The sequence below is a fragment of the Psychrobacter sp. P2G3 genome, from assembly GCF_001593285.1.
Taxonomy (GTDB): domain Bacteria; phylum Pseudomonadota; class Gammaproteobacteria; order Pseudomonadales; family Moraxellaceae; genus Psychrobacter.
The window spans coordinates 2,050,670-2,072,062 of sequence record NZ_CP012529.1 but is presented as its reverse complement, the minus strand read 5'-3'; the positions used below and the strand labels follow the sequence as shown (position 1 = coordinate 2,072,062).

17 protein-coding genes are annotated in these 21,393 nt (G+C 40.6%); 6 read left to right on the top strand and 11 right to left on the bottom strand.

All coding sequences use genetic code 11. The annotated features are described in order from the left end of the window. Positions 1-4 precede the first annotated feature (4 nt). The 4 genes from rraA (at position 5) to AK823_RS08395 (ending at position 6,843) form a co-directional block, all read left to right on the top strand. On the top strand, positions 5-520 hold the full coding sequence (gene rraA, locus AK823_RS08410) for a ribonuclease E activity regulator RraA (protein ID WP_228138941.1): 516 nt from the start codon (positions 5-7) through the stop codon (positions 518-520). 307 nt (positions 521-827) lie between these two features. Next, positions 828-4,538, top strand: a complete 3,711-nt coding sequence (gene mfd, locus AK823_RS08405) for a transcription-repair coupling factor (protein WP_068328176.1) — start codon at positions 828-830, stop codon at positions 4,536-4,538. A 148-nt stretch (positions 4,539-4,686) separates the two neighbouring features. Continuing rightward, positions 4,687-5,118: an HIT family protein gene (locus tag AK823_RS08400; protein ID WP_068036275.1), complete on the top strand. Its 432-nt coding sequence runs from the start codon at positions 4,687-4,689 to the stop codon at positions 5,116-5,118. A 324-nt stretch (positions 5,119-5,442) separates the two neighbouring features. Further along, positions 5,443-6,843 carry an adenylate/guanylate cyclase domain-containing protein gene (locus AK823_RS08395; protein ID WP_068328168.1) on the top strand — a complete coding sequence of 467 codons (1,401 nt, stop codon included), beginning with the start codon at positions 5,443-5,445 and terminating at the stop codon, positions 6,841-6,843. Between the two features lie 131 nt (positions 6,844-6,974). On the opposite strand, the gene fdx is transcribed toward AK823_RS08395, so the two are convergent. The 8 genes from fdx to AK823_RS08355 form a co-directional block, all read right to left on the bottom strand. After that, complete coding sequence (gene fdx, locus AK823_RS08390; RefSeq protein WP_068036271.1) at positions 6,975-7,313, bottom strand: ISC system 2Fe-2S type ferredoxin; 339 nt, start codon at positions 7,311-7,313, stop codon at positions 6,975-6,977. Positions 7,314-7,422: 109 nt separating this feature from the next. Continuing rightward, on the bottom strand, positions 7,423-9,303 hold the full coding sequence (gene hscA / locus AK823_RS08385) for a Fe-S protein assembly chaperone HscA (protein WP_068036269.1): 1,881 nt from the start codon (positions 9,301-9,303) through the stop codon (positions 7,423-7,425). Positions 9,304-9,566: 263 nt separating this feature from the next. Continuing rightward, entirely contained in the window at positions 9,567-10,148 is a 582-nt protein-coding gene (hscB, locus tag AK823_RS08380) for a Fe-S protein assembly co-chaperone HscB (RefSeq protein ID WP_068328165.1), read from the bottom strand. A gap of 130 nt (positions 10,149-10,278) precedes the next feature. Beyond that, positions 10,279-10,599, bottom strand: coding sequence for an iron-sulfur cluster assembly protein IscA (iscA, locus tag AK823_RS08375; protein ID WP_025653020.1), 321 nt, complete (start codon positions 10,597-10,599; stop codon positions 10,279-10,281). A 295-nt stretch (positions 10,600-10,894) separates the two neighbouring features. Further along, the gene (iscU, locus tag AK823_RS08370; RefSeq protein ID WP_068328163.1) at positions 10,895-11,305 is read right to left on the bottom strand and encodes a Fe-S cluster assembly scaffold IscU; all 411 of its coding nucleotides are present in this window, start codon (positions 11,303-11,305) and stop codon (positions 10,895-10,897) included. A 163-nt stretch (positions 11,306-11,468) separates the two neighbouring features. Next, positions 11,469-12,695 carry an IscS subfamily cysteine desulfurase gene (locus AK823_RS08365; protein ID WP_068036263.1) on the bottom strand — a complete coding sequence of 409 codons (1,227 nt, stop codon included), beginning with the start codon at positions 12,693-12,695 and terminating at the stop codon, positions 11,469-11,471. Next, positions 12,692-13,201 carry an Rrf2 family transcriptional regulator gene (locus tag AK823_RS08360; protein WP_068036260.1) on the bottom strand — a complete coding sequence of 170 codons (510 nt, stop codon included), beginning with the start codon at positions 13,199-13,201 and terminating at the stop codon, positions 12,692-12,694. The genes AK823_RS08365 and AK823_RS08360 overlap by 4 nt, the downstream gene beginning before the upstream one ends. 409 nt (positions 13,202-13,610) lie before the next feature. Next, a complete protein-coding gene (locus AK823_RS08355) occupies positions 13,611-14,255 on the bottom strand; it encodes a hypothetical protein (RefSeq protein ID WP_068328161.1) in 645 nt (214 codons plus the stop codon). Between the two features lie 698 nt (positions 14,256-14,953). Here AK823_RS08355 and AK823_RS08350 point away from each other — a divergent pair. Next, entirely contained in the window at positions 14,954-15,226 is a 273-nt protein-coding gene (locus tag AK823_RS08350) for an HU family DNA-binding protein (protein WP_025653024.1), read from the top strand. Positions 15,227-15,535: 309 nt separating this feature from the next. Beyond that, positions 15,536-17,410 (top strand): SurA N-terminal domain-containing protein, encoded by a 1,875-nt coding sequence (locus AK823_RS08345; protein WP_068328159.1) that lies wholly within the window; start codon positions 15,536-15,538, stop codon positions 17,408-17,410. Positions 17,411-17,610: 200 nt separating this feature from the next. Here the strand turns inward: AK823_RS08345 and purH are convergent, their stop codons facing one another. The 3 genes from purH to AK823_RS08330 form a co-directional block, all read right to left on the bottom strand. Beyond that, positions 17,611-19,191: a bifunctional phosphoribosylaminoimidazolecarboxamide formyltransferase/IMP cyclohydrolase gene (purH, locus tag AK823_RS08340; protein WP_068036254.1), complete on the bottom strand. Its 1,581-nt coding sequence runs from the start codon at positions 19,189-19,191 to the stop codon at positions 17,611-17,613. Positions 19,192-19,517: 326 nt separating this feature from the next. Next, entirely contained in the window at positions 19,518-19,775 is a 258-nt protein-coding gene (fis, locus tag AK823_RS08335; RefSeq protein ID WP_068039245.1) for a DNA-binding transcriptional regulator Fis, read from the bottom strand. Positions 19,776-20,019: 244 nt separating this feature from the next. Continuing rightward, positions 20,020-21,216, bottom strand: coding sequence for a DUF3426 domain-containing protein (locus tag AK823_RS08330; RefSeq protein WP_068328156.1), 1,197 nt, complete (start codon positions 21,214-21,216; stop codon positions 20,020-20,022). Positions 21,217-21,393: the final 177 nt, after the last annotated feature.

Sequence of the window (21,393 nt, the reverse complement as noted above, 5' to 3'; positions counted from 1 at the left end):
AACAATGAATAAAGAGAACTTTGTAACCTGTGATCTGTTGGATGCCAATCCAGAGTCGCAAGTTTGCTTGCCGAATATTGAAGGTAAATCTTTTTATAGCTTTGGAGCAAAAGATAAATTCTGCGGTGAGATTGTGACTGTTAAATGCTTTGAAGATAACAGCCGTGTAAAAGCATTATTGAATAGTGATGGCAAAGATAAGAATGGTGAAGGCAAAGTATTGGTCGTCGATGGCGGTGGTTCTATGCGTTGTGCTTTGCTTGGAGATATGATTGCACAGTCAGCGATAGATAATGGCTGGGCAGGGGTAGTCGTCTATGGCTGTATTCGTGATGTAGATGATATGGCGCAGATGGAGATAGGGGTCATGGCGCTAGGTTGCATCCCACGTAAATCTACTCGCCGCGATGAAGGCCAGACGGATATTGAAATTAGCTTTGGTGACCTGACTTTAAATTCTGGCATGTTTGTTTATGCAGATAATAATGGCATTATTGCTAGTAATAAATCACTGCTGTAATAAAGAGATATTATATCTTAAGTGACTTTTTCAGTCACTTTGTGTCTTAGGCTCTTATCATTGATATATACAAAGTATATGTCAATTAATAATATTCAAAAACAAGAGTCTAAGAAGCAACTTGAAATCTCAGTTGCTAAGCTGGGATTTTCTCATTTAAGAATATTATTTCTGAAATTAAAGGTTAACTATGAGTGATCCCATTTTTACTCCACTCTGAGTGACAAACCGTTACGGCATTAATTTTGGTCAATTGCGAAAATATTCGTATAATAACCCCCAGACTCTTAACTTGATCCTACCTGCTATGTCTATCACTGCTTTAACCGACGCTTTTGCTCCCATTAATGATCAGCTATTTCCTATTCAAAACTCGCAGCGACGCTGGCTGGCACCTGTTCATGGTGCAGTCGGTAGTTTATGGCTAGCCAGTTTGGTTAAAACACCCATATGGGAGATGGCAGATCGTCTAAAAGTCGTTGTGGCTAGGGATCAAAATCAGCTCAATCAAATAGAAACTGAACTGGCTTTTTGCGGTGTGGATGCTTACGTGTTTCCAGACTGGGAGACCTTGACTTATGATGAGCTGTCTCCGCATCAAGATATCGTTAGCGAGCGGATTAATCTGTTGACGGATATGCCAACGTCAGGTGTGCTACTTATATCGGTACAGGCTTTGATGCATCGCGTTGCACCGCCCAGTTGGCTAATTGGGCAACACTTTGATTTAAGTGTTGGTGATCAGTTTGATATCAACACCCAACGTGAACTACTAGCGAAGGCGGGTTACCGCGCGGTTGAGAATGTGTTCGAACCTGGTGAATTTGCGGTACGTGGTAGCATTATTGATATTTTTGCGATGGGGCAGCCATTTCCCCTGCGTTTAGATTTATTTGATGATGAGATTGAGACGATTCGTTTCTTTCATCCACAGACTCAGCGTACACTGACTAATGATGATCTAAAAGCAATGATGTCAGGTAATGACAGTAGTATGGGTCAAGAGTCGTTGTCGCTACTGCATAAACTGCCAGATATCTCTAAACCTATTCAGAAGTTCCAAATCCTACCGGCAAAAGAGTTTCCTTTAGAAGAAGGTAAAGAAACTTTTCGCATGAATTTCGCTGAGATGTTCCCAAATGCTAGCAGCCGTAAGTTTGAGCTGCACAAAGATGTGATGGCAGGGATTGCAAGTAGTGGACTTGAATATTACCAGCCTTTATTTTTCGATCTAAAAGATTGGCAGCAAGAAAGCAGTTTATTCACTTATTTACCTGAGGATGCTTTATTCATCACGGATGAGCTAATTAATGAGCGCCAAGCGGATTATTGGTCACAAATCCAGCGCCGCTACGAAGAGCGCCGTCACGATATTGACAAACCTATCGTGGCACCTGAGCTATTATATTTACTATCTAATACTCTCAATGAGCATCTAAACCAGTATCCACGGGTGATATTGAGCGCGCGAGAAGAGCTTGCATCTATGAAAGATGTAGCCGCTATCGATGATACACAAGCGACGCCAACATCTACGTCTGCTTCGATGCAAAATAAGCAAGGCCTGGCGACACTTAGCGCTCAAGTACCGCCGCAGCTATCAGTAAACCATCAAAAGGCAGAACCTTTAGCTGAGCTGTTGGATTTTTTACACTTGCAAGCAGAAACAGGTACACCAGTATTGATCGTTGCCGAAACTGCAGGTCGCCGCGAGATTCTCATTGAGCTATTTAAAGGTAAAATTGATGTCAAAGCCTATGATAGCTTTAAAGAATTTTTAGCAGCAGATAGGACTAGCGCAGCCAATTCGAGTAATAAACCATATGTTGGTCTGACAGTGGCACCGATCGAACGTGGAGTCTATGTCCCCGAACGTTTGGTACTGATTAGTGAGACTCAGCTGTTTGGTAGGCAAGTACTGCAAACGCGTCGTCGTCGGCAAAGCGGGGTATCAGAAGAGTTTCTGGTTAAAAGTGTCACTGAGATGACCCAAGGCAGCCCAATTGTTCATATCGAACATGGTATTGGCCGCTATAACGGTTTGATTATTCTAGATGTAGGCGATGGTGAGCAAGAGTTTATCCACTTAAAATACGCCGATGATGCCAGTATTTATGTGCCTGTCGCTAACTTGCAAATGATTAGTCGCTACAGTGGCGGTGATCCTGCGCTTGCGCCTTTACACAAGATCGGTAGTGGTAAATGGGATAAAGCCAAGCAAAAAGCATTACAACAAGTACATGATGTTGCAGCAGAGCTCCTTAATATGCAAGCGCGGCGTGAGGCTAAAGTAGGTATTCATTTTAAAATAGACATCTCTCAGTATGAGCTGTTTGCTAGCCAATTTGCCTTTGAAGAAACGCCAGACCAGGCTAATGCCATCCATGCTGTCATGGAAGATATGAGACAAAACCAGCCAATGGATCGACTCATTTGCGGTGATGTAGGCTTTGGTAAGACAGAAGTTGCCATGCGTGCGGCCTTCATTGCGGTCAGTGCTGGTTACCAAGTTGCAGTATTGGTACCGACTACTTTGCTAGCGGGACAACACGAAGACAACTTCCGCGACCGTTTTGCTGATTGGCCTGTCCGTATAGAAACCTTATCGCGTTTTGGTGGTAAAAAACATCAAGATACGGTACTGGCGGATTTAGCCGCTGGTAAAGTTGATATTGTGATAGGTACTCATAAGCTGTTACAGCCTGATGTGAAGTTTTCTAATTTGGGATTAATGATCGTCGATGAAGAACATCGCTTTGGCGTACGTCATAAGGAGCGTATCAAGGCTATTCAGACCGATGTAGATAGTATGTCTATGACAGCTACGCCAATACCAAGAACGCTTAATATGGCGCTCTCTGGAATGCGTGACATGTCAATTATTGCCACACCGCCTGCGCGTCGTTTGGCTATCAAGACCTTTGTGATGCAAAAGACAGAGGCTTTGATGAAAGAAGCTATTTTGCGTGAGTTACTACGTGGCGGACAGGTATATTTATTGCATAATGATGTTGCTAGTATTGAGCGTATGGCAGAGACTATACGTGAGCTGGTACCAGAAGCGCGAGTAGGTGTGGCTCATGGACAGATGCAAGAACGTCAGCTTGAACAAATTATGCAGCAGTATTACCATAAAAAATTCAATGTTCTAATCTGTACGACTATTATCGAAACCGGTATCGATGTACCTAATGCCAATACCATTATTATTGAGCGTGCTGATAAATTTGGTCTGGCTCAGCTGCATCAGCTGAGGGGCCGCGTTGGTCGTAGTCACCATCAAGCGTATTGTTATCTACTAGTACCGTCAATTAAAGGTCTGAAGGGTGATGCTAAGCGTCGATTACATGCTATCGAGCGAGCCAATACACTAGGCGCAGGCTTTATGCTGGCAAGTGAGGATTTAGAGATTCGCGGTGCCGGTGAGATATTGGGTAAACAACAAAGTGGCAATATGCAGGCGATTGGCTTTAGTTTATATATGGATATGCTAGAGCGCGCTACTAAAGCTATCAAAGCGGGTAAGGAGCCGGACTTAAATACACCGTTATCACTGACTAGCGAGATTAATTTGCATAGTTCAGCTTTGATACCTGAAGAATATTTGCACGATGTGCATCAGCGCTTGTTGTTTTATAAACGGATTAGTAATGCCGATGATAAAGAAACCCTAATCGATATTCGCACTGAAATGATTGATCGCTTTGGTATACTACCGGACCAAACCAAGCAGCTATTCGCTATTCATGGTCTGCGCTTACAAGCGGAGCCATTGAAGATTAACAAAATTGATGCCAATAGCAATAGCATGACGCTGGAGTTTGCACCAGACACCCCTGTTGATGCTTTAGCCATCATCAAACTGATTCAATCTGATGGCCAGCGTTATCGTATGAATGGAGCGTCAGGTATTCGTTATAGTGATGCGGATAAACTTGAAACACCGCAACAGAGAGTAACGGTCATCCAAGATCTGTTACGCTATTTTAGCGAGCATAGGGTAGCTGAGCCTGCATAGATTAATTTGACGATAATTGGATACTAGATAAGTCGTATAAAGGGATTAGGTAATGGCGCTATTTTATCCAGTAGATAACTGATAAAATAGCGCCATCATAATTGTTAACTTATTTCATTGATGTTTTATAACAAGAGAAGCCGTCATTATGTTCCAACTACATCCTAAGCTTGCTGCCGATAGTTTTTTAGTAGGTGATTTTCCACTATCGACATGTCGTTTGATTAATGACTGTCAGTTTCCTTGGCTGATTTTGGTGCCACGTGTATCAGGTATTAAAGAATTGTATGAATTGTCTGAGTCTGATCAAACACAGTTTTTACGTGAGTCAAGCTGGTTATCAAGCCAACTTGCTAAGACTTTCCAAGCCGATAAGATGAATGTCGCGGCACTTGGTAACCAAGTACCACAGCTGCATTTTCATCACATAGTTCGCTACCAAAACGATATGCAATGGCCAAATCCAGTATGGGGCGTGCCTGCAATACCGTATACCAAAGAAGTATTGGCTCAAATGCAACAAACCTTGATGATCGCATTACGAGGACATCATCAGATGCCTTTTGATTGGCAAATGTAATTGCTACTTAACGGTTGAATATTTTGGTTATTAGATGGTTCAGTTTCATGCTACTTACCTTTTGCCATTCATTTCTGTTATACGTTATTATATGATTTCTATTGTACGTTGTTATATTTTAGACACTATTTATCGATATTGCTAAAATTGTAGAGCAATTGAAGATAGATAGTGTCTTTTTAGTTATTAATTACATATATTATATTGGGTTATATCCTTATAATATATGTAATTATATCTCCTATTATTTTACTAACTAAAAATGAATTCTGAGTCTAAATTGCTCATGTTTTTCACTTCCTTTAACCTAAGTGAACATCAAGTATGTCTTTTTCTGTTAGATTAAAATCACCGACTTCATCAGAGAATAACGAAGTCTCTCGTTTTGACTATCCAGAAATATTGGTCTTGCTACTCACTGTCGTACTTGTCGCTGTACATTTTGAATTTGATTCTACCTCGATGGCGCTATTAGCTATCGTATGCCTGCCAAGTCTGATGATTCTAATTTATAACTATCAGCATCAGCCAAGCTTTTGGACTTCTAATATTGTCGTAGTGCTATTATCAACAGTCATTGGAAGTATGCAGTTCTGCACAGTATTATCGCTCAGTCTTGCTCTATTGATTGGCATTCGAATTATCTTAAGTGATCCTGAGAATCGACTTAAACTGATTATGATATCTGCCATTACGGCCATGATGTTCTATTACGTCAGTATTACTTTAAGTCGTGAGGTGATGGATTGCAATGAAGGTTTATTATCACCGACCATATTGCTAGCTAGCATTGTTACTATATTCTGGCAATTCTGGAACGTATATCATAAATACTTAAATCGTAAAAAAACTGCAAAGCAAGCGAAAGGGCGACTGAATACGATGGTATCAGTCATCAGTAAATTGACCCGTTTTATACCTCCACAAGTTTGGCAACCGATTGTAAAATCAGATAGTGTCGTACATGTGAACAACAAACGCGCCAAGCTGACTATTATGTTTTCGGACATTGCTGGGTTTACTGAGCTGTCTGATAGCTTAAGCTCTGACAACTTAGCTGATATTTTAAATACTTATATGAAATGTATGACTATCATTGCTAACAGACACGGTGCGATGCTGGATAAGTTTGTTGGTGATGGCATGGTATGTTTCTTTGGTGAGCCTAATAGTCGAGGGACACGGCAAGATGCATTGGACTGCGTGGCTATGGCAATTGATATGCGCCGTGAAATGCGTAGTTTGCGACAGGAATGGCGCTTGATGGGCTTTGAAGGTCTATATGTGCGTATTGGTATTACTACTGGTTACTGTCATGTGGGGAATTTTGGTAGTAATAATCGCATGAGTTATACCATTATTGGTAAAGAGGCTAACCTTGCATCTCGTCTTGAGTCGATAGCAGGAAAGGGAGATATTCTTATTAGTCAAAGAACTTATGATTATGTTTGCCATGATTATGAATGCGAATACGCTGGCACTTATCAACTAAAAGGTTTCGATAGTAGCATCAATGCGTGGCAGGTTTTAGACCCTGACGCTAATAAAGGCCGCTTATCTAAGTGGGTAGACCATACGCTACCAGGTTTTAACTTACATCTAAACTTCAAAGATATGCAAAATTACGACTACAAAGAGATTAAAAACAAATTAAATTTTGCCCTTGAACGTATCGAAAAAGAAGAGAAGATAATGGCTCCTGATAAAGAGGGAAAGGGTAAATAGAATAGTAAACATTAATTTAAAAACCTTATAAGTAAAGGGCCTTTGACTCTAAAACAAATAAAAAGCCAGCTATTACTCTGTAATAGCTGGCTTTTTATTGCAGCAAATATTACTTGCTGATAGCGTAGCGCTTAATGATTTTCTTTTGCATGGTTGAGCGTATATTTAGGTATCTCGATGGTTAAGTCTTCATCTTCAAGCATAACCTGACAAGATAGGCGTGAGTCAGGCTCTAATCCCCAAGCACGATCAAGTAAATCGGCTTCGATATCATCCATCTCATCTAAGCTGGTAAAGCCTTTACGGACTACCACATGACAGGTGGTGCAGGCTTTTGACATCTCACAAGCATGCTCAATCTTAATGCCTTTTTCCAATAGCGCTCTGCATAAGTTATTGCCAGCTTCTAATTCGACTTCAGTGCCTTCAGGGCAAATTTCGTGATGCGGTAGTACGGTAATCTTTGGCATAAATTGTCTTTCCAATGCTAATCAATTAAAAAAATGAAAGATATAAGAGGTCAGCTTAGTATAGTCGCTAATCTATATTCTTAGGCGTATGTATTATTAAACGTATCTACTACCAATCTTTGGCACTAGTACCTGCCATGCTGGCTTTAACGCTTTGATTCATAATACGAGCAGCAAAGGAATCACTATGTGGCTTGAGCTTTGCTTGCTGTGCCTCAATAAGTGGCAAGTCATCCGTACTAAGTGTTGTTTGTAGTGCTTGTATTTGCTCAGCTAATGATTGCTGTTCATCAGTTGTCAGTAGGGCTGCGAATTCTTTGAGCGCAGATTGTAAAGCAAGCACTTCACGCTCAGCTTCTACTTTGGTCTCAATTAAAGAGCGCGCATTTTTATCTGCTTCCGCGTATTTAAATCCTGCCACTAGTAGCTGCTCTTTTTGCTCATCTGATAGTCCATAAGAAGGTACAATCTCAATCTTACTTTCTGTCTTGGTAGTGGTTTCTTGAGCACTGACTGTTAGCTGTCCGTTGGCATCAATACTAAAGGTTACCTCAATACGTGCAAATCCAGCTTTCATTGGTGGAATACCGTATAGCTCAAAGCGTCCTAGTGAACGACAGTTATCAACTGTTTCGCGCTCGCCCTGTACCACATGAATCACCATGCCTGTTTGACCATCTTGATAGGTGGTAAACACTTGGCGTTTTTTGACAGGAATAGGCGTATTGCGTGGAATCAGTACCTCAACCAGACCACCCATGGTCTCAAGACCGAGCGATAACGGCGTTACGTCTAACAGTAATAAGTTATTGTCACTATCACCGTTGACCAATTGATGTGCGGTTTGGGCAGCACCTAAAGCCACCACTTCATCTGGGTTTAGACGGCAAAGCGGCTCTTTAGCAAAAAACTCAGTCACTACTTGCTGTACAGCAGGCATACGGGTAGAGCCACCGACTAAGATAACTTCATCTAAGTCTGAAGTAGATAGCTTGGCATCACGCAGTACTTGTTCACAGACACTTATCGTGCGGCGGCTAACGGGCTCTGCAATAGCCAGCAAGTCTTCACGGCGTAACACGCCTTGATAAGACTGCTCATTGACAGTGATATCGATATCGACTTGTTCAGCATCAGTCAGCGCTTGCTTATAAGCTTTGGCTTGTTGTGCCAGTATCGACTTGTCATGACGGCTCACGTCTGTAGGATCGATGTGTAATTGCTTGATAAGCCAATTAGTCATTAGACGGTCAATATCATCACCACCTAATGCACTATTACCACCAGTTGCCAATACTTCGAAGACGCCATCATTTAGCTTTAAGATAGAAACGTCAAAAGTACCACCACCCAAATCATAAATTAAGTAATAGCTTTCTTTATTACTATCTTGTGTAGGCTGATCGAGACCATAGGCAACGGCTGCGGCGGTCGGCTCATTTAATAGACGCAGTACATTGATACCAGCCGCTTGCGCCGCATCTTTAGTCGCTTGACGCTGAGCTTCATCAAAGTAAGCAGGAACGGTAATTACCGCACCTTCAATACTGTCTGCAGGTAATGCAGTGGTGGCGCGTTGCTCAAGCGTTGCCAATATCCGCGCTGATACTTCCACAGGCGATACTTCCCCTTGAGCAGTAACGAATGCAGGCATATCGTCTTTATTGCCACTCAATTCATAAGGGTGGGAGAATTTGATATCAGCTTGGCTACGACCCATAAAGCGCTTAGCCGAGACGATCGTATTTTTTGGATCATCCGCTAAGTGTGCTAGGGCATCATAGCCGACTAATGGGTTGCCTGTGCTTGGATAGTAGACGACAGAAGGTAGTAAAGTGTCATTAGCTGCGCCTGCTTCTAAGACTTGCGCCTTGCCTGAGCGTACCACAGCGACCAATGAGCGCGTGGTACCAAGATCGATTCCCAGACCAAAACGATGCTGGTGAGGTTGGGCGCTTTGATTGGGTTCGGCAATTTGCAATAAAGACATAAGATAACTCAGAGATAAAATGAATAAGTGAAATGGAGCAAATAAAAAAATATACACTATTATAGTTTAACCGCTGCAATCCCGCTTTCAAATTAGAGGAGGGTGGCGGTTAAGAGTGCTTAAAATAAGAGATTATACGGTATCGTTGGTACTATTTTAACTATCATTTTGGAATAGTGCTTTTAAATGAGATTTATATGTTAAAAGCACTTATAAATAAACCTTAGATATAAACTAAGTCATAAAGCTTATAAATCGGCTCTTTAAACGTATAAATCATCGTCATCTGAATGTTCAGCAGTTACTACTTCATCAAGGCCAGTAGTAACATCAGCATTTAGCTTTACTAAGAACTTCAGCTTTTGCGTCGCATCGATCGCCGTTTGCCAGTCTTGACTTTGGTATGCAGTGCTAAAACGCTCAGACTGTTTAGCGAGACGCTGCGTAATCTGCGGATGTAGTTGCTGTAGGGTCGCACGATCTTTATCTTCAATCGCTTCATCTAGATCAATACGCATCTGCATAGCATCTTCTAAGAAGTCTAAGTCTGCGATTGAATGCTCTAGATTTTGTGCTTGATCTGCCATATCTAACAAATAGCTAGCACGACTATCAGGCGTACTTAACGTTTGATAAGCTTGATTAATCAACGCTGAAGCTTGCTCAGACTGCTGTTGTGCTTGTGCCGTATCTGACAAGTTTTTTGCGACATTATCAGGGTGATAACGTTTTTGTAGCAGACGTAGACGCTGATCGAGACTGTCTTGATTGACTTCAAATTGTACAGGCTGCTCAAATAGAGCAAAGAAGTTATTAAACTGTGCTTCTGCTGTAATGTCTGTCATATCATACGCCTTGCATTTTTATTTGTTTTTTCAAAACTTTGTCTAGTTGAGGACTTTTTTACGGATTGGTTCGTAATACTGAGTTAATCGCTCACTACTGTCTACTATTAAACTCACAAGCGTTGAGACCTTAGACTGTAAAGGATTCACCGCAACCACATTCACCTTTCTGATTCGGGTTAGTAAACTTAAAGCCTTCGTTTAAACCTTCTTTTTCATAATCCATCAACAAGCCATCTAAATACACCAAACTTTTAGGATCAATAAAGATACTGACGTCACGACTTTCATAGCGCGTGTCATTTTCATCAGGCGTATCTACAAACTCTAAAACGTAAGCTAATCCTGAGCAACCCGCTGTACGGATACCAACTCGAATACCTTCGCCTTTACCGCGATTGTCCAAAAAATCTCGAACATGCTGAGCGGCGCGTTCTGTCATTTCAATCATGCCAACTCCCATTGACTATCAATAATAAAGATATTAATTTAATAAAAAACTGTTTAATAAGAAACTATCAATAATGAATATAAATAAAATTCTGTATAAATGGGCAACTAGGATAGCAAGATTGCCGAAATAACATTTTAATAACTTCTGGTTAATAACTGCTAGAAAATAAAAGGTGACAATTACATAAGCGTTATTGTCACCTCTTTAGCATTAGTAGCTGTTCAATGTACTGCTACTAAAGTATGACTATTAAGATAGTGTACTTAAAAATACAATACTCACGCTAATAGGCTTAGCTAGTCGCTTCTTCTGTCACTGCTGCAGCGCCATGTTTACCTTTATAGTCACTGATAGCAGCTTTAATAGCATCTTCTGCAAGTACAGAGCAATGCACTTTTACGGGTGGTAATGCAAGCTCTTCAGCGATATCGTTGTTTTTGATTTCGCCAGCTTGGTCTAGACTTTTGCCTTTAAGCCACTCAGTAACAAGTGAGCTTGAAGCAATTGCTGAACCACAGCCATAAGTTTTAAAGCGTGCATCTTCAATGATACCATTATCATCAACTTGGATTTGTAGACGCATTACATCGCCACAAGCTGGGGCACCAACCATACCAGTTCCAACGTTTTTGGCATTTTTATCAAGATTGCCGACGTTGCGCGGATTTTCGTAATGATCAATAACTTGGTCACTATAGGCCATGGGGTTTTCTCCTAGTTAGATGATGAGTAGTCAATTACTGACTTTGAATGTCTAACTACTCATCGATAATTGGGGTCAAACATTTAGTTAATAAAAACTATATTTATAATTGTCTGATCAATCGTTTAATGGCTATGGTCTATAACCATATCGTTTTTTGGTTTTAGTGCTCAGCCCATTCGACTGAATCTAAATCAACACCTTCTTGATACATATCCCAAAGTGGTGATAGGGCACGTAATTTGTCAACCGCTTCATGCATTTGCTTGATAACAGTATCGATATCTTCTTCAGTCGTATAACGACCAAAGCTAAAGCGAATCGAGCTATGTGCTAATTCGTCTGGGCGACCGATAGCACGTAATACGTAAGATGGCTCAAGTGTCGCTGAAGTACAGGCTGAACCTGATGAGACGGCTAAGTCTTTTAGCGACATCATGAGTGATTCACCTTCAACAAAGTTAAAGCTGATGTTTACAATATTAGGCACACTGTGCTCAAGATCACCATTTAGGTAAATCTCTTCGATATCTTGTAGACCGTCCCATAGTTTCTGACGCAATTTTGCTGCATGAGCATTATCTTCTTCATAACGCTCATTGGCTAAGGCAAATGCAGCACCAAGGCCGACAATTTGATGCGTCGGTAGTGTACCTGAACGCATACCGCGCTCATGACCACCGCCATGTTGCTCTGCTTTTAAGCGAACACGGGGCTTACGACTGACGAACAAGGCACCGATACCTTTAGGACCATATGCTTTATGGCCTGAAAAACTCATCAAGTCGATTTTCATCTCTTGAATGTTAATAAGAACTTTACCAACAGACTGTGCGCCATCGACATGGAAGATAACACCAGCTTCACGGGTTATTTCACCAATAGTAGCTACATCAGTAACTGTGCCAAGCTCGTTGTTTACCATCATCAATGATACTAAAATCGTGTCATCGCGTAGCGCTTCTTTAACTTGCTCTGGCAAAATAAGACCAGTACTTGGTTGTGGCTCAAGATAAGTAATCTCAAAACCTTCTTGCTCAAGTTCGCGACAAGTGTCCAATACGGCTTTATGCTCGATTTTGCTGGTGATAATATGCTTACCACGAGACTGATAAAAATGCGCAGCACCTTTAATCGCTAGGTTGTCAGATTCTGTCGCACCTGAAGTAAAGACGATTTCGCGCGGATCAGCATTGATAACATCAGCAACTTGCTGACGAGCAGTTTCGACTGCTTCTTCTGCTTGCCAGCCATAGCCATGTGAGCGCGAGGCTGGGTTACCAAAGATGCCGTCTACAGTCAGATATTCGCTCATTTTAGCGGCTACTGATTTAGCAACTGGCGTGGTGGCGGCATAATCTAAGTATATAAGGTTGTTATGTTGGCTCATGCTGGGTTTGCCTCGCTGGTCGATAGGGTAATAGTATTAATGTCTTTTATGGAAATCTCTTTAGTAGAGTTTTGCTGACGCTCTGATACTGATTGCACATTTTCCATATCTAATAATTGCGCCAATGTTATATTTTTCAAGTACTGCTCAATATGATTGGACAGTGCACACCATAAATCATGGGTTAGGCACATTGTACCACCTTGGCAGTCACCACGTCCTTCACACTGCATGGCATTAACCGACTCGTCAACGGCAGATATAATACTCATTACATCTATCTCATCTAGGGGTTTGGCTAAATGATAACCGCCTGCAGCACCACGAATACTAGTAACTAAACCGCGTTTACGTAGTTTGGAGAATAACTGTTCAAGATATGAGATAGATATCGATTGCCGTTTTGCAATATCAGATAAGGATACAGCACTGTCTTGTTGACTGGTTTGTAACGCCAAATCTAGTAACGCGGTAACGGCATACCTGCCTCGAGTAGTTAAACGCATAAAATATCTCCAAGCTAATCAGTTATAAGCCAAATTCAATAACGAGCTTAGTATCTTTAGTACTCTAAATCATGAGTGATCTAAATCATGCAAGATTATTTGTGCAATACAGATATTAAGTATACTAAGTCAAACGTCATCGCTATTAAACAACAGATGGTTAACCCGATGTGTGCTGCGATAAAGTCATTATACTTAATCCTGAGTAATTTAGTCAAGATTGAAATGTCATAGAATGGTTAATCTTACCTATCACCACTATTAATAAAAGTAATTGGCTAAATAAAGCGGCAACGAAGTGGAAAAGCGCTAATGAGTGGTGGTAAAGGCTAAGGGTAAAAAAAACGCTCAATGACAGTTCGATGACTTCGTTGAGCGTTCTTGTAAAAACAAAGGTAAACCCCGAAGGTTAGTTCATTAGCAACGTGATAACAGCAACAATCGCCATAATAACTGAAGCAATTGTGATAATAGTAAGTGTCTTTTGTCTACTCTGTAGCTCTTTCACTGTAGTTTCAAATTCGCGATTTTTTATGGTCAGCGTATTAATTTGAGTCTGTTGTTCTGCAATACGTAGTTTATAGTTGTTCTTTTTTTCTTCCATTTCATCAGCGCTAGGTTTTTGCTTTGCATTGCCACCTTTAAACTTCTTAAGGATCCCTTGAATTAAGCCACCCAAACCTAGCTGAGTAATAAATTGTTTAACCAGTTGAACCTGAATAAGCTCACCACGCATTTGCAGTTTTTCAGTCGTTTCGCTGTCGTGTGAGGTTAAAGCACTTAAAACTTGAATGCTATACGCGTTAATAATAACGTCAGGCTCACTACGACCAACAGGTAGATTGGCATCTAGCAACACACCTTTATAGCTAAAAGTTGCAAAAATCTCTATATGAGGCAAATACAAGCGTAGACAGATAACAGTGCCCTGTTTAGCAAGCGGGTAAGCGGCTTTACGTAGCTCAGGATCTAAGCGTAACAGCAAGGTCAATGCTGACTCAGTGAACACTAGGATAATGTTGAGAAGAGAGTGAGACAACGTAGAACGCTTCATGTAAGTAATCCATTTTATTGGGCAAATTAAAAGTAAACATAAAATATGAGAAGCAGTGAATAACTGCAAATACAACATTAATTATAATTTGGTTTTTATAGCATATTATGTGATGGCTATCATAACGTTTTCATCATAAAAAGTAACGTATACCTATGTCAGTTAGCAAATTATTGCGATAAAGCCCGTTTTCTATACCTAGAGTTTTTGTAAGTCAAAGCTCTACTGTACTACAAATATGAACAAAGCCAGCTGAAGTAGCGAACACTGGCTAGTAAAAAGATATTATCAATTGTCTCTTCATAATATAGACTTTAATCGCTAATTTTGATTGAAAAATCAGTGATTTCGCTAAAATTAATGGTTTTTTTAAATAAACTATACGTTCTCTGACGTAAAATACATCTTGGCGACCTAAAAGACTAATATGCATTATGCGATGTTTTTGAGCAGTATCTGTGGGACAAATGACAAGTTACAGGTGATTTGCGTAACGTTAGGTGTCAAATACGTAGTTTCGCAGGCAAAAAAATGTAAAATCGCTTGCGCTCCTTATGTTGCCTTGATATAAAGACGTTAACAACGCGCAACCCGTAAATAAAAGCGTCAAAAGTGGTTTTTATTGCTTAAATCGTATGAGAGCGATACAATGCCTGACGTTAGCGTTTATTTCAGCCCTTAAACTTGAAGGAAATTGTATGAATAAGTCAGAATTAATTGATAGCATTGCAGACAAAAGCGGCCTAAACAAAACCCAAGCTGGTGATGCATTGAACGCCGTTATGGAAAGCGTTGGTGAAGCTCTAGAAGCTGGTGAAAGTATCTCATTAGTTGGTTTTGGTACGTTTAGCGTAAAAGACCGTAAAGCACGCACTGGCCGTAATCCTAAAACAGGTGAAGAGCTAAGTATCCCTGCAAGTAAAGTACCAAGCTTTAAAGCCGGTAAAAACTTAAAAGAGCGCTTAAACTAAGCCAATCTTAGCTTGTTAGTATAAGTTTACTGTTTAACTTTAAACAGTAAAACAAGCAATAAAAAGCACCTTTATATAGAGGTGCTTTTTTTATCGCTAAAATTTGTATAGCAGATGCTTGGAATATTTTGAGTCTAGACTAAAATTCACGTATCATAGGGCGCGCGTAACGCTATTGCTTTATCAAGTTACGGTTTTTACAAGCATCAAATAACATTGACATCATTTATCATGCCATTGTCTGTCCACATATCGCTGACATCGTTGCAATGGTTCTTCATCAATATAGGTTAAAAAGTAGAAATAACTATGGATAAATTGCGCGATTTTTTGAAAAGCTGGCCTGGTCGCATTTTATTGATTCTATGCCTATCGCCACTCGCTTTATTAGGTATCGAGAGCTACTTTCAGGGCAATGTTGATCCCAATCAAATAGCCCAAGTAGGTGAGGCAAGTGTGGGTTTGTCAGAGTATCAAAATGCAGTAAACAATCGACGCTCTGAGATTTTAGACCAAATTGATGACGCAAGCTTATTAAATGAAGATGTGTTACATGAGCAAGTGCTAAAAGGATTGATTGACCGCACCTTACTTGAGCAGCAAGCTGGTAAGCTAGGTATGACTGTATCTGATGACACGATCAATCGTCTGTTGCGTCAAGAGGACGCTTTTAAAGATGAAAACGGCGAATTCTCTAACGATCAGTTCTCGAACTTTTTACGTCAACGCGGCATGACTAAAGACCAACTGTTTGCTGAATTTCGTAATCAGTTAAGCCTAGATCAGCTCAATGCAAGTATCGTTGGTACTGCCATCTATCCTATGAAAGCGGTGAATCAGCTGATTGATTTACAGCTAGAATCACGCAATATCTGGCTACATCGTTTTAATTGGCAAGATTATCAGCAGAAAGTTAAGCTTAGCAAAAATGATATCCAAGCTTATTATGATGCTAATAAAGAGACGCTAAAGAGCGATGCCATGGTTGATTTGGCATATATTCAGTTAAGCCCTGCGACGATTAAGGTCGATCAAGTTACAGAAGAAGATCTGCAGCAGCAATATGAAGGCTATAAGCAAGGGCTTGCTGTGGTTGATGAGCGTAAGCTAAGTCAGATTCTAGTTACTGGTAATGATGCTAAGACGCGTGCTGATAAAATCAAAGCTCGTCTTGATAAAGGTGAATCATTCGCAGCATTGGCCAAAACAGAGTCAGATGATCCATCAGGCGCGACTGGCGGTGATATCGGACTTTTCAATCCATCAGTATTTGGTAATGATGCTGCTGCCGTTGAAACAGCGCTGCAAGGCTTAAGTGTAGGTGACGTTACTGCCCCTATTAAAACCAATTTCGGTTATCAGATATTTACGGTAACAGAAGACAATGGTAGTAAAATACCAAGCCTAGATAGTATGCGTGAAGAGTTAACAGCTAAGGCAAAGGAATATAAGCGTCAATCAATTTATGCTGATAAAGTAACAGCAATTAATGATTTGGCAGCAGATGGTTTTAGTATCGAAGATATCGCTCAGCAAGAAAACGTAGCGTTAAAACGTATTAAAGATTATCGTAAGAATAATAATACGTCAGTGTTGCCGCAACCTGCTGTCATCAAGCAAGCCTTTGATGAGTTTACTATCCAAGATCAGGCAGTAACGGCAGGTATTGAAGTAGGTAGCGGAACGGCATGGGTGCAACCAAGTAACTATCGTCCAACTCAAACTCTTACCTTGGCAGCTGCAACTCCAATTATTACCAAAAGGCTGCGTCAGCAAAAAGCCAGTGCTATGGCTCTTAAAGATGCTAAGCAGTTGGCTGCTGGGATTAAAACCGTGGCTGATATCAATAAGCAAACAGTAGGTTTTCAGGCACTCGGTCAGGTTAATCGTCAAACAACGTTACTGACCGAAAAGGAGCGTAGTTTAGCATTTAGTAAGCAAGCCTCTGAGAACGGGGTTGTAGCGTTGGCAAGTGAGACTGAGATAGGTGCTAGTGTGCTGGTTGGTGATCGTATTGAGACTGAACGCCAATCGCAGTTGTCTGATCTAGAAAAAGCGCAAACAGCCTCAATTATCCGTGATAATTTAGGTCAAGATCAGCTGCAAGATTACTTAGATTATCTACGTCTGGTATATAAGGTTGAAATTAACGAAGCTAACATGGCAGGGGCACAAGGTCAGTAATAGCGCCATTGCTTTCTGTTGAGCTATTAATAAGTAATCAAAAAAATGCATAAAAATTCTTGAATAAAAAAGCCACTGTAGCAATACAGTGGCTTTTTTAATGAGCTATATTTTTGATATTTTTATATATATAAATTAATAGCAGTACTTATATGAAGTGCTGCTATTAATACTGCTTTAGCATTTTGTACATGAAAGTTTTAATGACGGAAATGGCGCATACCCGTAAATACCATAGCAATACCATGCTCATTTGCTGCAGCAATGGTTTCATCATCACGCATAGAGCCACCTGGCTGGATGATAGCAGAAATCCCTACTGCAGCAGCGTTATCTATGCCATCACGGAACGGGAAGAAGGCATCTGAGGCCATGACAGCACCTTCAGTTGCTAATCCAGCATGCTCAGCTTTGATAGCAGCGATACGTGCTGAGTTTACCCGGCTCATTTGACCTGCGCCAACACCAATAGTGCGCTGACCTTTAGCATAAACGATAGCGTTGGATTTGACGTATTTTGCTACGTTCCAACTAAATAACAGATCAGCAATTTGTGCTTCAGTTGGTTGTACGTCAGTGACGATTTTCAAATCATTAGCAGTGATCAAACCGAGATCCTGTTCTTGTACCAACAGGCCACCGTTGACGCGCTTATAGTCAAGTTGGATGTCGCGCTGATCTGGTGCTGGTAGTTCACCGCAAACTAAGACGCGTACGTTTTTCTTAGTCGCAGTCGCTTCAAGTACACCTGCTTCAATACTTGGCGCAATAATAACTTCTACGAATTGATTGTCAATAATGGCTTTTGCTGCGGCAAGTGTTAATGGGCGGTTAAAGGCAATAATGCCACCGAAAGAAGATTCAGGATCCGTGCTAAAAGCAGTTTGATAAGCCGCTACTTGGTCGTTATCAATGGCGACACCGCAAGGGTTAGCGTGCTTGACGATTACGCAAGCAGGTGCACTAAATGCTTTGACGCATTCAAGGGCAGCATCAGTATCGGCGATATTATTATAAGATAATGCTTTGCCTTGTAATTGCTCGGCCGTTGCTATAGAAGCTTGCTTACTTTTTGAAGGTTGGCTTTCTATATAAAAAGCAGCATTTTGATGTGGGTTTTCGCCATAGCGTAGGTCTTGTGCTTTTTCAAGCTGCACATTAAACGTTCTTGAAAAATTCTCTGGCTGTTGAGTTTCATTGACACGACTACCCAAAAAGTTAGCAATCATCCCATCGTATTGTGCCGTATGTTCAAACGCTTTAACCGCTAAGTCATAGCGTAAGGCCGTTGTCAGTTCTGTGCCATTACCTAAGGCTACAAGTACTCGTTCATAATCGGCTGGATCAGTAACAATACCTACGTGGGCATGGTTCTTAGCAGCAGAACGTACCATAGTCGGACCACCAATATCGATGTTTTCAATAGCATCGTTCATAGTGACATCAGCACGAGCAATTGTTTCAGCAAATGGATAAAGGTTAACCACGACCAAATCGATACGATCAATACTATGCGAACTCATAATCGCATCATCTGTACCACGGCGACCTAAAATACCACCATGAATCTTTGGGTGTAGCGTTTTGACACGGCCATCCATCATTTCAGGGAAACCAGTATAATCTGATACTTCAGTCACGGCCACATTATGCTCTTTGAGCAAACGATAAGTACCGCCAGTGGATAGTAAGTCAAATCCTGACTGAATAAGCCCCTGAGCAAATTCTACGATATTGGACTTATCAGAGACTGAGAGTAGAGCAAGCGGTTTGGTAGCCATAAAAACGATTCCATAAAAAAAGCCCGACACAAACGTCCGGCAAGATAGTAGTGGCAGTCACAGATAGAGTTACGTCTAATCTATGAGTTGCCATGCACAATAATGATAAAGCTTAATGTTGTAAGCTTAATAACTGTTGTAAGCTTAATAATTAAGTTTCAGTGTTTAGAGCTTAATGTTCGCAGCTAGCTATGCATTACTTAGGCATGACTAGCATTGAATGGATAGAGCTTCAAAAATCACGATGCCTATGATAAAACATCTGACCAATTTACACAAAACTCAATATCATTTTAGAGCATAAATACTAATTTCTATACAATCAACTACATTAAATCGTAGATTTTAAGTTTTTTGCGTAGTGTGCCACGATTAAGGCCCAAAATTTGAGCGCATTTGGTTTGATTTCCACGAGTTTGCTCAAGTACTACAGTTAGTAGGGGGAGTTCTACTTCTTTTAAGATGAGCTCGTAAAAGTCGGTTGGCATTTCATCATCCAAGGCCGCAAAATACTCACGTACTACGCGTTCAACATGCACACGTAAAGGCGCATTCGCTGGAGTAAGTGTCGTATCACTGTGCATATGATTGTCTGCGCTATCCAAACGATTCTGTGTATCAGTGGTTGGTTGATTAGTACTGTCCTGATCATCATAGTTGTTATGGCAATCAGGATGCTGGGCAAAACGGTTGGCAAAGGATTGAGCGGAGTGTGCCATAAGGTGATGTCCTTAAAAAAGTGTGATACGACAAAGGTCATAGACAAAAAGATAACTAGTCGCTCAACTGAATATTAATATAAGTATTAGGTTGGAGATATGAAGCTTTTTAATAAATAGGGTTGATAGTAACTTTACTAATATGATTGATGGTAACTGGTACTGTAAACATAAATGATTTGTTTTGTTCAGCGAATAGTAGATTTTGCTTACTTGCTAGATAGTCCTTTGGCAGCGCAATGAACTCTCCAGTTAGAGCGTTATTGTCATAAATGCTAACTTTGAGACTAGGTAGGAGCTGGGACTTTGTGCTTTGGTTTGCCAAAGTGGCTGTTATATCAGTAAATACATCAGCATCCATAATATCACTAGGTTTATAAACCAAATCAGTAATATCAAAAGCTGCCATGTCAGCACTAGGTAGGCTGCAAGCTGCGACTGCGCAAACTGCTTGTAAGCGTGCTGCATGCGCTGGGTTTTTGACTATGTTATCTAGATTAAAAATAACATATTGTGCAAACAATAGCATTATCAAGACTAAGCAGCCGGCTACCCAAAGGATCGAAGCGGCAGAAGTCTGTGCAAGAGTTTGTGATGGGTAGATACGTGACTGACCCTTGCTTATTTGCTTAGGGCTAATTTGAGTTTGATCTCTAAGTGGTACGCCCATGCTAGCTAATAGCTGCGATAAATCAGTGTCAGACTCTATCGTGTTTGTATCATTGTTTTGTTCTTCAAGGAGTTTTTCAAGCCATGCATTATCGTTGTCATTGGACATATTAATATTGTCGATAGAAGCATTGATATCATTAGCGGCGACTGAACCGATATTATATTGAGGCCTAGTGTTGACAACATAATCTGATTCTTCAAATAAAGTATCTTGATCGTTAGGCTCGATATTAGACTGATTATCCACAGTAGTGGCTGGTTTAGAGTCTGTTGGTTCAGAATCTAGATTTGTAGTATCCAGCTCAGAAAACCATGCACTCATTTCATCTAGCGAGTTATATTCTGAGTTTGACTCTTCAATATCGTCAACGGGCATATCATCATAGATAAGAGTATCAGAGGATAAAAAATTATTATCCTGCTGAGAATTATTATTTTTGCTTTTTTCAAAAGAGGTGAAATTGCTATCGGTATTTGAACGATCATCACCAGAGACCACAAGATTTTCATTTACTAAAAATACTTGTTGACAGCGTCCACAGCGCGCTTTCGCATTTAACTCATTTAATTGAGCTTGCGGTAAACTAAAGTAGGCTTGGCAAGAAGGACATTGGGTTTTGATGAGCGTGGTCATGTAATTGAGTCCAAAGAAATACGATAGTAACTATCGCGCATCCACTCACCAAAACCTGTCTTATTTTTTAGATATTATTAGGCATCTTTATAGCGATAGATAATAGGGGAGCAGCGTTAAGTTTGCAAAATTCAACTGACTGCCTATCGTAACAGATGTAATAAAGTGTTGCTAGTG